Origin of the sequence: Xanthomonas prunicola, assembly GCF_025266575.1 — a bacterium.
Taxonomy (GTDB): Bacteria; Pseudomonadota; Gammaproteobacteria; order Xanthomonadales; family Xanthomonadaceae; genus Xanthomonas; species Xanthomonas prunicola.
The window spans coordinates 1,190,793-1,207,126 of the sequence record NZ_CP096142.1; the positions used below are offsets into that span (position 1 = coordinate 1,190,793).

Annotated in this window: 10 protein-coding genes, 1 pseudogene and 1 riboswitch; of the genes and pseudogenes, 6 read left to right on the top strand and 5 right to left on the bottom strand. The window is 65.2% G+C overall.

The window, feature by feature from the left end:
• Positions 1–11: 11 nt before the first annotated feature.
• The 5 genes from M0D43_RS05060 to raxST all read right to left on the bottom strand — a co-directional run bounded on the left by M0D43_RS05060 (position 12) and on the right by raxST (position 6,251).
• Positions 12–416 carry a hypothetical protein gene (locus M0D43_RS05060; protein WP_011260005.1) on the bottom strand — a complete coding sequence of 135 codons (405 nt, stop codon included), beginning with the start codon at positions 414–416 and terminating at the stop codon, positions 12–14.
• Positions 417–432: 16 nt separating this feature from the next.
• Positions 433–1,686 (bottom strand): multidrug effflux MFS transporter, encoded by a 1,254-nt coding sequence (locus M0D43_RS05065; protein WP_252163787.1) that lies wholly within the window; start codon positions 1,684–1,686, stop codon positions 433–435.
• A 278-nt stretch (positions 1,687–1,964) separates the two neighbouring features.
• Entirely contained in the window at positions 1,965–4,121 is a 2,157-nt protein-coding gene (gene raxB, locus M0D43_RS05070; RefSeq protein ID WP_252163788.1) for a peptidase domain-containing ABC transporter RaxB, read from the bottom strand.
• On the bottom strand, positions 4,118–5,467 hold the full coding sequence (locus M0D43_RS05075) for an HlyD family secretion protein (RefSeq protein WP_252163789.1): 1,350 nt from the start codon (positions 5,465–5,467) through the stop codon (positions 4,118–4,120). Before M0D43_RS05075 ends, raxB begins: the two co-directional genes overlap by 4 nt.
• On the bottom strand, positions 5,448–6,251 hold the full coding sequence (raxST, locus tag M0D43_RS05080) for a RiPP modification sulfotransferase RaxST (RefSeq protein WP_252163790.1): 804 nt from the start codon (positions 6,249–6,251) through the stop codon (positions 5,448–5,450). The genes M0D43_RS05075 and raxST overlap by 20 nt, the downstream gene beginning before the upstream one ends.
• A gap of 421 nt (positions 6,252–6,672) precedes the next feature.
• Here raxST and raxX point away from each other — a divergent pair, with 421 nt between their 5' ends.
• The 6 genes and pseudogenes from raxX to M0D43_RS05110 form a co-directional block, all read left to right on the top strand.
• Entirely contained in the window at positions 6,673–6,855 is a 183-nt protein-coding gene (gene raxX / locus M0D43_RS05085; RefSeq protein WP_252163791.1) for a RaxX family RiPP, read from the top strand.
• A 252-nt stretch (positions 6,856–7,107) separates the two neighbouring features.
• Positions 7,108–7,222, top strand: a riboswitch (glycine riboswitch).
• Between the two features lie 99 nt (positions 7,223–7,321).
• On the top strand, positions 7,322–10,255 hold the full coding sequence (gcvP, locus tag M0D43_RS05090; protein WP_260808002.1) for an aminomethyl-transferring glycine dehydrogenase: 2,934 nt from the start codon (positions 7,322–7,324) through the stop codon (positions 10,253–10,255).
• A 377-nt stretch (positions 10,256–10,632) separates the two neighbouring features.
• On the top strand, positions 10,633–12,267 hold the full coding sequence (locus tag M0D43_RS05095) for a carboxylesterase/lipase family protein (RefSeq protein WP_260808003.1): 1,635 nt from the start codon (positions 10,633–10,635) through the stop codon (positions 12,265–12,267).
• 56 nt (positions 12,268–12,323) lie between these two features.
• A complete protein-coding gene (locus M0D43_RS05100) occupies positions 12,324–13,178 on the top strand; it encodes an aldo/keto reductase (RefSeq protein ID WP_252163793.1) in 855 nt (284 codons plus the stop codon).
• A 189-nt stretch (positions 13,179–13,367) separates the two neighbouring features.
• Positions 13,368–15,476, top strand: a complete 2,109-nt coding sequence (locus M0D43_RS05105; RefSeq protein ID WP_252163794.1) for a catalase — start codon at positions 13,368–13,370, stop codon at positions 15,474–15,476.
• A gap of 184 nt (positions 15,477–15,660) precedes the next feature.
• Positions 15,661–16,223, top strand: a pseudogene (locus M0D43_RS05110) (type III secretion system effector protein); the annotation flags it as partial.
• Positions 16,224–16,334 lie beyond the last annotated feature (111 nt).

Below are 16,334 nucleotides of genomic sequence, written 5' to 3' on the forward strand. Positions count from 1 at the left end.
TGCAGCCAAGCTCAATTGAGCTTGGCGCCGCCCTGCAATCGTTCGCTCAATTTGGTCTTGAATTGCTCGAACTCCATGCCGTCGGCACGGGCTTCGGCGTGCGCGGCGTCCTTGAGGGCGTCCGAGTAGGTCAGCCGTACCGGCGTGCCCTGGCGTTCGTGCAGCTCGGCGGCGCGCATGATCAGCGCCAGTACCTGCGCGGCGCTGGTGCTTTCGCCGGCGATGCGGCCATCCATGCCCAGCACCCATTCGCCGTCGCGGCGGACGATGCCGGCCAGAAGCGTGCGTTGCTGATCGCGGAGTTCGGCATGCGGTTCGATCGGGGAGACCGGCGCGGGATTGGCGGCGGCCTGGTTGCGCTGGCGCTCGGCGGCGCGCTTGCGGGCATCGCGGCGCAACTTGGAATCGGTGGACATGCAGGCTCCTGTGGGGTCAGAGGTGGTCGGCCGGCTCCAGAGGCACTGCCTCGGTGGCCTGGCGGTGTCGTAAACGGCGTCCGCTGCGGCGTTCCCAACGCCAGAATAGCCAGCCCAGCAAGAAAAAACCGGTCATGCCGATCGCCAGATGCCGCGGGTGTTCACTCAGCAGCGGCGACAGCACGCCGGCCACCACCGTATTGGTCATCAACTGGGTGAAGGCCTGCAGCGAGGACGCCAGGCCGCGCTGCAGCGGGTACATGTCCAGCACCGCCAGCGCCAGGATCGGGAAGATCAGCGCCATGCCCATGCCCGCCAGGAAGATCGGCAGCACCGCCCACGGCAAGGCGATCTGCACCACCGCAAACGTGTAGGCCTGATTGACCAGCGCCGCCACCCCGCAGCAGATGAAGCCGATGCGGATCTGCCGCACCGGGTCCATGCGCCCGGCCATGCGCCCGGACAGGAACGAACCCAGCGTCATGCCGCCGATGGTGGGAATGAATAGCCAGGCGAAGTCGCCTTCGCCCAGCTTCAGATGCTGCATGATCAGCACCGGCGCCGAGGCGATGTACAAGAAGATGCCGGCAAAATTGAACGACCCGGCCGCAGCCAGACGCTGGAAGCGCGGGTTGAAGCCGATGCGCACATAGTCCTGCAGCAGGCGCTTGAACTGCAGCGGCGTACGCGCTTCCACCGGCAGGGTCTCCGGCAGCCAAGTCATGGTTGCCACCAGCAGCACCAGGCCGAACACCACCAGAAACCAGAAGATCACCGGCCAGCCGGCGCCACTGAGCAGGATCCAGCCGCCAATGATCGGCGCGATGGCCGGCGCAATGCCGAAGATGATCGACACCTGGCTCATCAGCCGCTGGGCATCCGGTCCATTGAACAGGTCGCGGATCACCGCGCGGCCGACGATCATGCCCACGCCGGCCGACAAGCCCTGCAGCGCGCGGAACGCCAGCAGCATGGGCAAGTCTTGCGACAGCGCACAACCGACCGAGCCGGCGATAAACAACGCCAGACCGCCCAGGATCACCCGCTTACGGCCCCACGCATCGGACAACGGCCCGTGCGCAATGCTCATCAGGCCGTAGGCCAGCAGATAGACGCTGATGGTCTGCTGGATCGCCACCTCGTCCACCGCCAGGCTGCGGCTGAGCTGCGAGAACGCCGGGAAGATGGTGTCGATCGAAAACGGGCCGAACATCGCCAGCCCAGCAAGCAGCAGCGCCATGCGACGGGTGGAGGGAACAGCAGAAGTCATGCGCAACGGTATCCGGAGAACTCCCCACGCGCAGGCACCGACAGCGGTGGTCAGGCCAACGACCGCAGCGGCAGGCACGGGGGCAAAGGAGCCGACACTTTACGCCAACTGCCAACGCATGCGGCCAGCGTTGGAGCGCATGCACGGCACGCAGACATCAGATCGCCGTCGCGCCCGCTTCGTACCAGCACGGCATCGTCCTCCTGCCCAGCCGAGCGCCTGCGAGCACGTGCAACAACGAAGCCGGCATTGCTCGGCGCCAGTGGAAGCGGCAGCGATCAGTCGGCTGCGGTGGAGCGCTCCTGCAACCGCTGCCAGTCGGCGATCGACTGATCGCTCACCACCCGTCCCCGCTCCAGGGTAATGACGCGCGCGGCCATGCCCACGGTTTCGCGCCGATGCGCCACGATGATCCGGGTGACCTGCATTGCCTGGATGGCGCGATTGACGCGCTGCTCGTTCATGACGTCCAGATGGCTGGTCGCCTCGTCCAGCACCAGGATGCGCGGCGACCTGTACAGCGCGCGCGCCAGCAAGACGCGTTGCCTCTGCCCGCCCGACAACCCGGTGCCCGACTCGCTCAACAACGAAGCGTAGCCGAGCGGCATCTGCTCCACCTCCTGGTGCACGCCGGCGATGCGCGCGCAACGTTCGATCTGCGCTTGGTCCGGCTCCGGGTCGAAGAAACTGATGTTTTCGCTGACCGATCCGGTGAACAGCAGATCGTCCTGCATCACCGTGCCGACGATGGCGCGATAGTGCGTCAGCGCCGCGTCGCTCAGTGGGCGCCCGCCGATCTTCACTTGCCCGGCGCTGGGTTTCAGCAGGCCGAGGATCACCTTGACCAGGGTGGTCTTGCCGCACCCGGACGCGCCGGTGATGGCCACGCATTCCCCGCTGGCGATGCGCACGCTGACGTCTTCGAGCACCGCCGGGGTATCGTCGGCGTAGCGGAAGCCGATACCGCACAGTTCGATGGTGGTGTCGTTCCAGGCCGGCGCATCGAGGCGCTGATCGGCCTCCTCGCGCGGCTGATGGACGATGTCGGCCACCCGCTCCAGATGGACGCGCAACAGGCGGAACTCCACCAGCCGATCGATCAGCTCGGACAAGCGCATGGCGAACTGCTCGCGATAGGCCATGAATGCCAGCAGCATGCCCAGGGAAAGCTCTGCGCGCAGGATCGCGAACGCGGCGAGCCAGATCACCAGCACCCGCTCGCATCCGAACAGCAGGCGCTTGAGTGACGACTGCCAGACCTCGCCCTGCGCCAGGCGCAGTTGTGCATTGGTCTGTTCGGCCAGCAGATGGGTCCAGTCCATGCGCCGCACCTGCTGGCGACCGAACAGCCGCACGCCCTGGATGCCGCGCACGCTCTCCAGCAGGTGGGTGTGCTGGCGCGCGTCCCACAACAACTGCTCGGCGGCGGCTTCGCGCATCCGCCGCAGCCACAGCCATCGTGTCGCCGCATACAGCGCTACCGCCACCAGCGTGATCGCGCTGAGGCCGACGCTGTAGACCAGCATCAGGCCGAGGGTGCCGATCACCAGCACGCCATCGACCAGGGTCTGGGTGAATCCGGTCGTCAAGGTGCGTTGCACCTGCGTGATCGAGGCGAAGCGCGACTGGATGCCGCCGAGGTGACGCTTCTCGAAATACGCCAACGGGAGTGCGAGCAGGTGCGCAAACACCTGCCCCATCCATTGAAAGCCCAGCTGTGCCGACACGCTGGCGATCAGCCATCCGCGCAGCAGGGCGATGCACGATTGCAGGACCACCAGCAACAGGAACCCGGCGCCAAGGACATGGATCAACCCGATGTCGGCCGACGGCACCGCCTGATCGACGATCCACTGCAGTTGGAACGGCATTCCCAGGCTGAGCACCTCGAGCGCGAATGCCAACGCAAGCACCTGCCAGACCGCCCGTCCAAGCCCGTGGACACGACCGATCAACGAGGACAACGCCACTGCCGGCGCCGCAGCTTGCGGACGGAAGTCGGGGGCCGGGCTGAGTTCCAGCGCGATTCCGGAGAAATGGCGAGCGAATTGGCCTGGCGTCAGGCTCCGTGGCCCGCTGGCCGGATCGTGGATCTGCAGACGGCGGGCGCCCACCCGCTTGAGCACGACGAAATGATTGAGATCCCAATGCACGATGCAGGGCAGCTGCAACTCCGGCAGCGCGTCCATTTCCAGCCGCAACGCGCGCGCCTGCAGACCGAGCGCCTGCGCGATCGCGACCAGATTGGCCAGGTTGGTCCCCTGCCGCGACAGCAGGAACCGGCGGCGCAGTTCGGCCAGGCCGACGTGGCAACCGTGATAGTGGGCGATCATGGCCATGGCCGCCAATCCGCATTCGCCGACTTGCCCCTGCAGAATCATCGGCAACGCACGCACGCCGGATGCTCGGCGCAGCTGCGCCCACCACCGGCTCATCGCAGCGTGCCGTGCAAGCTGGACAGCGGCTCGAACGCCCACTGCGAGAAACGCCGCCATTCCAATGCCAGCGTGCCCTGCACGCGCATGCCCGGTCGCAGGACCGCCGTGCGTCGTGCACGCAGCGCGGCATCCCCAGCCAGGCGCACCCGCACGCGGTATAACGGTTCGCTCACCGACGTAGCGTCGACGCGCGGCGGCTCGGGCGCCGCGGCGATCTCGACCACCCGCCCGGCAAACTGACCGTAGTGCTGGTAGGGCAAGGCATCCAAGCGCAGTTGCACCGGCATCCCGGGCCCAATCAGCCCGGCGGCCCGGGAGGGCGCATACAACACGACCTCGATCGCCATGGACGTCGGCAGCAGATCGGCCAGGCGTTGCCCCTGCGCGACCGCCTGGCCGATCTGCAGCGGTCGCAGCGCCACACGCCCGGCACGCGGCGCGCGCACTTCCCAACGCGACGCGGCAGCCTGCTCGATCGCCGCACGCCGGTCCTCCTGCAGGCCGGCACCGGCCATCGCCAATTGTTGGCGCAAGCTCGACGGTAGCTGCTGCAACTCGGCCTGGGCCTGCGCAAGTGCATCGGCCAAGGCCATGCGCTCGCGCTGCAGCTCCAGGGTATGCGCGCGTTGGTCGAGCACGTCGGCCTGCTTCTCGTCGACGAATTGCCGACTGACCAGGCCGCGCGTCAACGCGGTGCGGTAACGCTGCTCGATCGATTGGGTCAGCTGCTGCCGATGGCGCAGCAAGTCCAGCTCGGCATCGATCTGCTGCAGACGATCGCGCAGGCCGGCCAGCGCCCGCACAGCCGCCTGCTGTTGCACGCGCCCCTGGACACGCAACTGCGCCATCGCCTCGACGGCCAGGCGCTGCTGTTCGGCCAGCACCGCAGCGGCACGCTGGGTCGGCCTCCCGCGATCGTCACGATGTTCGGACGACAACACGAACAGCACCTGGCCCGCAGCGACGACCTGGCCCTGCACGGCGCCGACCTGCACCACCACGCCCGACTGTGGGGTGGTGAGGGCGATCAGTCCGCCCGCCGGGACGACCGTGCCATACAAGGTCTGGCTACGCGCGAAGCCCAGGCGGAAGAATCCGACCAACAGCAGGATCACTGTCGCCATCAACAGGCCCACGCACCAACGCAGCACGCCATGCTGACGCAGCACCACCGGCCCGAGCCGACTGCGCTGCCGGTAGTCCACCGCCTCGCGTCGGAACAGGGGCGTCATCCGCCAGCGGCCGCCGACGCCCGCCCGTGCTGCCCGCCTGCCCGGTATTTCCGCTGCCGCGTCGCCGTGCGCTGCCACGCCACGTGCCTGCTCATACCAGCAGGGCTCCATGCGAGGGCCCGTGTTCCCAGAAGGCCAGTTCCTGCAACCGTTCGAATAGCGCCGGCGGCAACACGCTGCGCCGGGGGACGTACTGCACCCCGCGACGGACACGATGCAGGTCCGGCATCTGCAGCGCGGCATCGAAGCGTTCGGCCTCGGCCTGGACACCGGCATAGTCGTGCGCGAACGCCGGCAGTTGCAGGAAGGCGTAGATTTGCTCCATCGCCTGCGCCGGCCGCTGCGCCAGCGTGTCGTAGCGCAACAGCAGCAGACGATCGGCATGTTCGCCGTAGAACGCCTGGCGCAGCCCATCCAGCGCATAGCCCACCACGCCGCGCGGTGCGGTCAGCAGGTCCGCGCGCAGCGAGACCGAGTCTTCCGGGTCGTAGCCGAACAACGCCGACAAGCGCAGTGGCTGGGTCTGCGCCAGGCGCTCGAAGCTATCGACGACCCAGCCGACATCGCGTACGCAACAGATGAGGCGGCTGCGCGGGAATAGCGTCGCCAGACCTGTCAGGCGGCTGCACCAGGCGCGGTTGGTGTCGAACACCGTGCCCAGCCCCTGGCGATCCTGGTAATAGGCGTCGAATACCGAACGCAGCAGCCGCACCCGCTGTGCGTCGTCGATCTGCACGTTGGAGGGATGTTCCTCGCTCATGCCCATCAGCATCGCCGCGTAGAGTCGCGCGACCGGCGAGGTGACATCTGCGTGCAAGTGCGGGTTCTGACGCAGCAACGCGGCCAGCAGGGACGACCCCGCCCGCGGCAGCCCTGAAATGAAATGGTAGTCCACCTCGCGCCTCCCCTGTCCGATGCTGGTCGGCGGCGGCATGCCGGCGGGACGCATCGCCAGCAAGCGTGCATCGTGCGCCACAGCACACGCGGACACGCTGCGCAAAAGCGCTGCGCTTTGCGAATGCCAGCGCTCCGGCCGGGCGGTCGGGAGCGCTTGCGGTGACCGGCATCACATCGCCGCGTACCGGCACGGACCTGGCGGATGCGAGGTTCGTTCCCGCGCACACACCGTCGTGCGCCGGCCTTGGGTCGCCACGGCACCCGCGCACGCTGGATCGCATGGTCCTGCCACCGGCTCTACGCTCCAGCGACCAGTGTCGTCTCATCGGCCACCGGGCAGATGGCCGAGGCGGTCACGCAGTCGTCCCTTCGGGCGGCGTGGCACTGCGTACGAAGGGAAAACCCGTGAGGACTTCTATATGAACCTGTCGAAAAAATCGCCAACCAATGGCGCGCAATCGTTGCAGCGGCCCGCCGGGGCCAAGGGCCAGCTGGAGCCCCTGGACCAGCGCCTGTGGAAGCATGTCGGCGGTGGGGACTATCCCCCGCCGGGCGCCAATACCAAGCACGATCCGCCGCCGCCCAAACACGGGCACCATTGATCCGCCTGCGCTAGCAGGAGCGAGCGGCCGCTGCCGTTGCCGGACCACCCGGTAACGGGGGAACAGCGACCGCTGAAACCCTGGAGGCCGGACCAGGCGACTCGCCCGGTCTCTGGCGGCTCATGGCCCCGCGAAGCGTTTCGCCAAGCGGCCGGGCGCTGGCTATACTAGCCGGGCAACACGGTGGGAGAAGCGGCACTGCCGCTGCCGAAGGCGCAACAGCCCGTAATCGCTCAGGCCCGATACCATCTTCAACACAACTCTGGAGAGACCGGCCGCGGCCGGCGCCGAAGGGGCACGGAATGCAGGCAGGCCAGGTGCCATGCCGCGTTTTTAAACTCTCAGGCAAAAGGACAGAGGGGCGCGAGGAAGACCGTCGCTGCGGCAGGTCGTGGTGCGCGCATGCGCGTCATACCGGTTGCGGTGCGGGTCGACCATTCGTCTGCCCCTGCCCCGGATGCCCGCCATGTCCCAGACCCCGTCTTCCCTGCGCGACCTCGAACACCACAGCGCGTTCGTCGAGCGCCACATCGGCCCCAACGACGCGGAAATCGCGCAGATGCTGGAGGTGGTGGGCCACGCCTCCCTGGATGCGCTCACCGACGCCATCGTGCCGGGCAACATCAAATCGCCGGCCGCGCTCGCGCTGCCCGAGGCGATCACCGAAGAAGAAGCGCTGGCCAAGATCCGCTCCATTGCCAGCAAGAATCAGGTACAGCGCACCTTTATCGGCCAGGGCTATTACGGCACCCACACGCCGAAGGTGATCCTGCGCAACATCCTGGAAAACCCGGCCTGGTACACCGCGTATACGCCGTACCAGGCCGAGATCTCGCAGGGCCGCATGGAAGCGCTGATCAACTTCCAGACCCTGTGCGCCGACCTCACCGGCATGCAGATCGCCAACGCCTCGCTGCTGGACGAAGCCACTGCCGCGGCCGAAGCGATGACCCTGGCCAAGCGCTCGGCCAAGTCGAAGTCGGACACCTTCTTCGTGCACGACGCGGTGCATCCGCAAACGCTGGAACTGCTGCGTACCCGCGCCGAGCCGCTGGGCATCGTGCTGCGCTTAGGCCCCCCGGAAGAAGCGCAGCAGGCCGAATGCTTCGGCGTGCTGCTGCAATACCCGGACAGCTTCGGACACATCGGCGACCACGCCGCGCTGGCCGATGCCGTGCATGCGCAGGGCGGCCTGGTGGCGGTGGCCACCGATCTGCTCGCACTGACATTGATTGCCGCGCCCGGCGAATGGGGCGCGGACATCGTGGTCGGCAATTCGCAGCGCTTCGGCGTGCCGTTTGGCTTCGGCGGCCCGCATGCGGCCTTCATGGCATGTCGCGATGCCTACAAGCGTTCGATGCCGGGCCGTTTGATCGGTGTGTCGATCGATGCCGCCGGCAACCCGGCGTACCGCCTCACCCTGCAGACGCGCGAACAACATATCCGCCGCGAGAAGGCCACCTCCAACATCTGCACCGCGCAGGTGCTGCTGGCAGTGATGGCTTCGATGTATGCGGTGTATCACGGCCCCGACGGGCTGACCCGCATTGCGCGCCGCACGCACCGCCTGGCTGCCATCTTGGCTGCTGCACTGCGCAGCGCTGGCGTCACCGTGGGCGAGCATTTCTTCGACACGCTGCACGTCAAGGCAATCGATGCCAATACCATCCACGCCAAGGCGCATGCGGCCGGTATCAACCTGCGTGCCATCGATAGCGAAGCGGTCGGCATCAGCCTGGACGAAACCACCACGCGCGCCGATGTGGTTGCGCTGGCGCAGCTGTTCGGCGCCACGGCGGATGTGGACGCACTCGACGCCGCCACCGCCGATGCCCTGCCGCAAAGTCTGCTGCGCACCAGTGCGTTCATGACGCACCCGGTGTTCAACACCCACCACAGCGAACACGAATTGCTGCGCTACATGCGCTCGCTGGCCGACAGGGATCTGGCGATGGATCGCACCATGATCCCGCTGGGCAGCTGCACCATGAAGCTCAACGCCACCGCTGAAATGATTCCGGTGACCTGGCCCGAGTTCGGCGCCATCCATCCGCTGGCACCGGCCGAACAGTCGGCTGGCTACGCGCAGCTGATCGATGAGCTGGAAGCGATGCTGGTCGAGTGCACCGGCTACGACGCGGTGAGCCTGCAGCCCAATTCCGGTGCGCAGGGCGAATATGCCGGCCTGCTGGCGATCCGCGCGTATCACCGTTCGCGCGGTGAAGCGCATCGCGATATCTGCCTGATTCCCGAATCCGCGCACGGCACCAACCCAGCCTCGGCGCAGATGTGCGGCATGACCGTGGTGGTCACCAAGTGCGATGCCAACGGCAACGTCGATGTCGAGGACATCCGCGCCAAGGCGGAGAAATATTCCGACCGTCTCGCCGCGTTGATGATCACCTACCCGTCCACGCACGGCGTGTTCGAAGAAGATGTGGTGGCCATCTGCGAAGCGGTGCATGCGCATGGCGGTCAGGTCTATACCGACGGCGCCAACATGAACGCGCTGGTTGGCGTGGCCAAGCCCGGCAAGTGGGGCTCGGACGTGTCGCACCTCAATCTGCACAAGACCTTCTGCATTCCGCACGGCGGCGGCGGCCCGGGCGTGGGCCCGTGCGCGGTGAAATCGCATCTGGCGCCGTATTTGCCTCGTGCCGGCATCCATGCCGGCGAAGGTCAAACTGCCGCCATCCATGGCGGCGGATTCAACTCCGAAAGCGGGAGTGGACACTCCTCGCGCATCGGCGGCATGGTCAGCGCGGCGGCCTACGGTTCTGCCTCGATTCTGCCGATCAGCTGGATGTACGTGACCATGATGGGCAGCGCTGGTCTGCGCAAGGCCACGCAGGTGGCATTGCTCAACGCCAACTACATCGCCAAGCGCCTTGCGCCGCACTACAAGACGCTCTACACCGGTCGCAATGGGTTGGTGGCGCATGAGTGCATTCTTGACGTACGCCCGCTGGAGAAGACCAGCGGCATCGGCGCCGAGGACATCGCCAAGCGGCTCATCGACTTCGGCTTCCATGCACCGACGTTGAGCTTCCCGGTGGCCGGCACGCTGATGGTCGAACCGACCGAAAGCGAATCGCAGCATGAACTGGATCGCTTCATCGACGCCATGATCCAGATCCGCGAAGAGATCCGCGCCATCGAAGACGGCCGCCTGGACCGTGAGGACAATCCGCTCAAGCACGCACCGCATACCGCAACGCAGGTGTCGGCCAGCGAGTGGACGCATGCTTACCCGCGCGAACTGGCCGCCTTTCCGCTGCCCAGCCTCAGGCAGCAGAAGTACTGGCCGCCGGTGGCACGCGTGGACAACGTCTATGGCGACAAGAACGTCATGTGCGCGTGCATCCCGGTGGATGCGTACAAGGAAGACGCCGAAGCCTGATCGACGCACCAGCGACCGTCAGCCAAAACCCGGCCGGTAACAGGGCTGGGTTTTTTTTGCACTACGCAGGGCTGCCAATGCCCGATACACACGCCATCGGGTGGCCGTGGCACTGCGGCTTCCCTGCAAGCCACCAGCTCGCTAGTCGAAACACCTTCCATCGCAGCGGTCGCGACAGATGTCATTAGCGAAACATCCGCCTTGAGCGAGATCGGACACATACCTGCAACATGCGATCGCACGTTCGTTCGGCAAATGGCGCCGACCACGCGCGCCAACTGCTGCTCGGCGCGCGTACACCTAGCGCACGTTTGCCTGGCCTACACGTGCCATCAGGATGATGGCGAACGCTCTCACTCCACAGCGGACCCTGGCGCATGCATGAACTGAAATACTTCGGCACCGTGCTGATGGCCGCCTGCCTGCTGATTGGCTGCGCACCACGGCGTCCCGGCGAGGTGCCGGCGCTCGTTCACGCACCCGATGCACGCGCGGAGGTGGTGCAGACCGCGGCTGGCCCGGTGCGTGGTGTTGCCAGTGCGCAAGGTCGGGCATTTTTAGGCGTGCCGTTTGCAGCGCCACCGGTGGGCGCATTGCGCTTCCGCGCGCCGCAGCCGCCGCCCCCATGGACGCAGGTCCGCGATGCCACCCAAGCCGGGCCGGCCTGTCTGCCGCGGTATCGCTTCGGGCAGAAACATGTCTCCGAAGATTGCCTCACGCTCAATGTCTACGCACCGCCCGGCCCCGCACCCGCGCATCCACGCGCGGTGATGGTGTGGATCTATGGCGGCGCGCTGGAGCTGGGCAGCAATGTCGACTACGACCTGAGCGCGTTGGCCGCGCGCCAGGATGTCGTTGTGGTGGCACCCAATTATCGGCTGGGCGTGTTCGGTTTCTACGCGCATCCCAGCCTGCGTGGCGAGGGCGAGGGTGCGTACGCATTACTCGATCAGCAGGCGGCGTTGCGCTGGGTACAGCGCAATATCGCCGCGTTCGGCGGGGACGCGCATAACGTCACGGTGTTCGGCGAATCGGCCGGTGCATGGAGCATCTGTTATCAACTCGCCTCGCCTGGCGCGGCCAGGTTGTTTCAACGCGCCATCCTGCAAAGCGGGAGTTGCCTGGCGAGCGATTCCAGCATTCCGCAGCGCGAAGCAGAAAGCGGCGGCGCGCGCATGGCGCAGCGTCTGGGCTGCGCGCAGACCAGCGATGTCGCCGCATGCCTTCGCGCATTGCCGGCCGACACGCTGGCCGATGCAACACCACAACGACGCGGGCTCACCGGCAGCGATGCGTGGGCACCGATGTCCGGTGGTGAGGTACTGCCGCTGCCGCCGGCCGCCGCAATTGCCAACGGTCAACATGCACAGGTGCCCGTGCTGATCGGCAACAATCGCGACGAAGGGCGTCTGTTTGCGCAACTGCTGTCCTATATCGGCAAGCTCAACCTGCACAGCGGCTATGAAGCGCGCGTGCAGCGCATGCATGCATCCCCTGCGCCGATCCTGGCGCAGTACGCAGATGTCGCCGCGCAATCGCGCTGGGAGGCGTTCGCCGACATCGTCACCGATGGCGGCTTCGCCTGTCCCACGCGTCGGCTTGGGCAGGCACTGCGCACGCATGCGCCGGTGTACGCCTATGAATTCGACGACCCGCAAGCGCCGTATGGTTTGTTGCGCCTGCCGTTTTCGCCTGCATTGGGCGCTTTTCATGCTTCCGAATTGGTGTATCTGTTCCAGCGCCCGTGGGTGCTCAGTGGCCAAGCGCGGTTCACACCGGCGCAACAGGCGCTTGCCGATACGCTGCAGGATTACTGGGGTGCGTTCGCACGCACTAGCGATCCCAACGGTGGCGGGCGGCCGCAGTGGCCGCGCTTTGATGGCGATACACCGCTCACGCTGTCGCCGCACAGGATCGGCGCAACGCCCGACTTCGTGCAGCGCCATCGTTGCGCGTTCTGGGAGACGCATGCAGACACTGCGGCAACATCGGTGCAGCCATCGTCGCAGTAACGCGGCTGCATCGGCTTAGCCCGGCCGCCACTCTACCAACGCGACAGGAGCCAATCATGTCCGAATCCACTGCATCCCCCTGCGCAAAGGTGCGACTGCGTAACGGCCGTCGCGTGCCCGCATTCGGCCTGGGCTCCTGGAATCTGGGCCAGGGCCGGCATGCGCCGCAGCAGGAAATCGAAGCGCTGCAACTCGGGCAGCAATTGGGCATGCAGTTGATCGACACCGCCGAGATGTATGGCAACGGCCGCTCGGAACAGTTGATCAGCCAAGCCATGAGCAGCGCACAGCTGCCCTATGTGGTGTCCAAGGTGTTGCCCAGCAATGCCAGCGCGCGCGGGATTGCGCGTGCCTGCGAAGCCAGCCTGCAACGGCTTGGCGTTCGTACGCTAGATCTGTACTTGCTGCACTGGCGAGGCGGCAGCGACCTGGCCGAGGTGGTGGACGCGTTCGAAGCATTACGCGATGCCGGCAAGATTCGCGATTGGGGGGTGTCGAACTTCGATGTGGATGACATGGAAGAGTTGTGGGCAATCGATGGCGGTTCGCATTGCCTGGTCAACCAGGTGCTGTACCACGCTGGTAGCCGCGGCATCGAGTTCGATCTATTGCCGTGGTGCGCCGCGCACGATGTCGCTGTGATGGCCTACTCGCCGCTTGGTAGCCGTGCGTTGCTCGATCATCCAGTGCTGCATGCCATCGGCGCGCGTCGTGGCGTGGCAGCAACTGCAGTCGCGCTTGCCTGGGCGATCCGCAGTGGCAACGTGATCGCCATCCCCGAATCCGGTACACCGGCACACGTGCGAGCCAATGCCGCCGCCTGCACGCTGCAATTACATGCAGATGATGTTGCAGAACTTGATCGCGCATTCGCGCCGCCGACGCGAAAACAGCCGCTCGATTTGCTCTGACACGCAATGGTCGCGTTCGCCGCATGCGTATTTGCGCGATGCTGCGCGCGCCATGCAACACACTGCGACACGGCGCACTGTTCGCGGCGCATGTGAGTATTCGTTCGCATGCAGACACATGCAATTAACAGCACCACTCCCAGGCTTTGCTGCTAGCCCGCATCCCAAGCCCGCCAGAGTGGAGTCCCCATGGCCAAGTCCCCCAATAAATCCGCGCAGGTTCCTGCCACCGCACCTGCAAGCGTCACCTCCGATGTATCGCGCGGTACTGGCGATGAGTTGCACCAGAAGGTCGGTGGTACGCATCCGCAGCTGACCACCAACCAGGGCATTCCGGTTGGTGACAACCAGAACTCGCTGCGCGCAACGCCACGCGGTCCGACGTTGCTGGAAGATTTCATCCTGCGCGAGAAGATCACCCACTTCGATCACGAGCGCATCCCCGAGCGCATCGTGCATGCACGCGGCAGCGCCGCGCATGGCTACTTCGAGCTCACCAAATCGCTAAGTCAGTACACCACCGCCAAGATCTTTACCGAAGTCGGCGAAAAAACACCGCTATTCACGCGCTTTTCCACCGTCGCAGGCGGTGCCGGGTCGGTGGATACACCGCGCGATGTGCGTGGATTTGCGGTCAAGTTCTACACCAAGGAAGGCAATTGGGATCTGGTGGGCAACAACATCCCGGTGTTCTTCATTCAGGATGCGATCAAGTTCCCGGACCTGATCCACGCTGTGAAAATGGAACCGGATCGCGGCTTCCCGCAGGCCGCCAGCGCGCATGACACGTTCTGGGATTTCATTTCGCTCACCCCCGAGTCGATGCACATGATCATGTGGGCGATGAGCGACCGCACGATCCCGCGCTCGTTGCGCATGATCGAAGGTTTCGGCATCCACAGCTTCCGTTTCCTCAATCACAAAGGCGAGAGCACCTTCGTCAAGTTCCATTGGCGTCCCAAGCTGGGCCTGCAATCGACCATCTGGGATGAAGCAGTCAAGATCGCCGGTGCCGACCAGGACTTCCATCGCCGCGATCTGTTCGAAGCGATCCAGAACGGCGACTTCCCGGAATGGGAACTTGGCGTGCAGTTGTTCACCGAGGCCGAAGCGGATGCATTCCCGTTCGATCATCTCGATTCGACCAAGGTCATTCCCGAAGAGTTGGTGCCGTTGCAGATCGTCGGCCGCATGGTGCTCGACCGCTGGCCGGACAACTTCTTCGCTGAAACCGAACAGGTTGCCTACTGCCCGGCCAACATCGTGCCCGGTATCGACTTCAGCAACGATCCGCTGCTACAAGGCCGCCTGTTCTCCTATCTGGATACGCAGCTGAGCCGCCTGGGCGGACCGAACTTCCATCAGATTCCGATCAACGCGCCCAAGTGCCCATTCGCCAACAATCAGCGCGATGGTCACATGCAGATGGGCGTACCGAAGGGCCGTGTTGCCTATGAGCCCAGTTCGCTGCAGGCAGATGCGCCGCGTGAGGCGCTACGTGGATTTCCCAGCCATGCAACCCCGGCCGAAGACGGCGTAAAAGGCCGCGTGCGCGCAGAGAGCTTCGCCGATCATTACAGCCAGGCGAGACTGTTCTTCCGCAGCCAGACCGCACCGGAACAGGCGCATATGGCATCGGCCTTGGTATTCGAACTGTCGAAGGTGGAAGCCCAACACGTGCGCGAAGCCATCGTGGGCCATTTACGCCATATCGACCATGATCTCGCGCAGCGTGTGGCCGATGGCATGGGCATGACCGCCCTGCCGCCAGCACCACCGGCTGCAGTAGCGCCGATCGACATGCCGTTGTCGCCCGCCTTGCAGATCATCGGCAAGATGAAAGACACCTTGAAGGGGCGCACGGTTGGCATCCTGATTCACGACGGCTCGGATGCAGCAGCCATCAAGGCTGTGCGCAAGGCGGCGGAAGCTGCAGGCGCAACGGTCAAGATCGTCGCCCCCAAGCTCGGCGGCGCCAAGCTCAGCGATGGCAAGCAACTGGCCGCCGATGGGCAGCTGGCCGGCACGCCTTCGGTGGTGTTCGATGCCGTGGCGGTGCTGCTGTCGTCGGAGGCGGCCAAGCTGTTGACGCGCGAATCGGCGGCGCTGGATTTTGTGAGCTTTGCGTGGGCGCATCTGAAGGCCATCGCATTCGACGATGGCGCGCAATTGCTGTTGAAAGCCGGCAATGTCGGCAAGGATGCGGGCGTCGTTCCCGCAGCCGATACCAAGGCATTCATTACCGCCGCAAAGACGCGCCAGTGGGCACGTGAGCCGAAAGTGCGCATGCTGGCGTAACCGCACCAGGGAAGATCCGATAACCCGGCTCAAAACCGAGGGACGCCACATCAGCCGCGTTGGCGGCGATAAGCCCCTCGGTTTTCGCCGCTACCGCGCGTTTGCGGGGTAGCGGCGGTTACGGCGCCCCCATTCCCACGGCAGGCGTCAACTGTTCGCTTTCGCCAGAGCTTCGATAACGCGCGAACAGGCATTGATCGATACACTGCGTCACAACGGTCTGGACGGGCTGTTCGCCTAGTTGCTGGCCAGACTTACCCTGGGCGAAGCTTCTGATCGAAGCGCTGACGATATGCTGGTGATTGCCGGAGAAGATGCACCTCACAAGGTCATCAGCATTGATGTGACCGGCTTTCGCTACGATCGGGAGAAGGATACTCCGGCAAATTCACGGGATCCGCTTCGGTATGGTTGGGGAGACGTCATTCGGACTCCTGCACGGGCGCTGCACATGCTGCTTGATGCAAGCGTGATGAGCAGTCGTTACGCGAAAGGCCTGGATGGCGTACATGCCATGGTCATCGACGCCATACGCGAGGCGCTTGCCTGGCAAGTCACGCCTGAAGTGGAAATGGTCAAGCAGTGGTACACCGCGCTCGATATAGACTCCGCCACGTCCTCTTTGCGCTCGTTGGGCGATCAATTGAAAGGCATGTCTGGCGCGGATTGGATGCCGCGCTGGTGAACCAGGTATTGCAACGTCACTCCTCCTTCCTCAGCAACGTGGCTCAAAAAGCCCGGAAATGACGGCTGCGACCAGTACGTGCCACGGACTGCAAGTGCGCGATACCAGTCCTGCCGACGGCGACGGTCTTAGATGAGCCGTGCCTCGGCTCGCGCCGACGCTTCCCGGTGCAC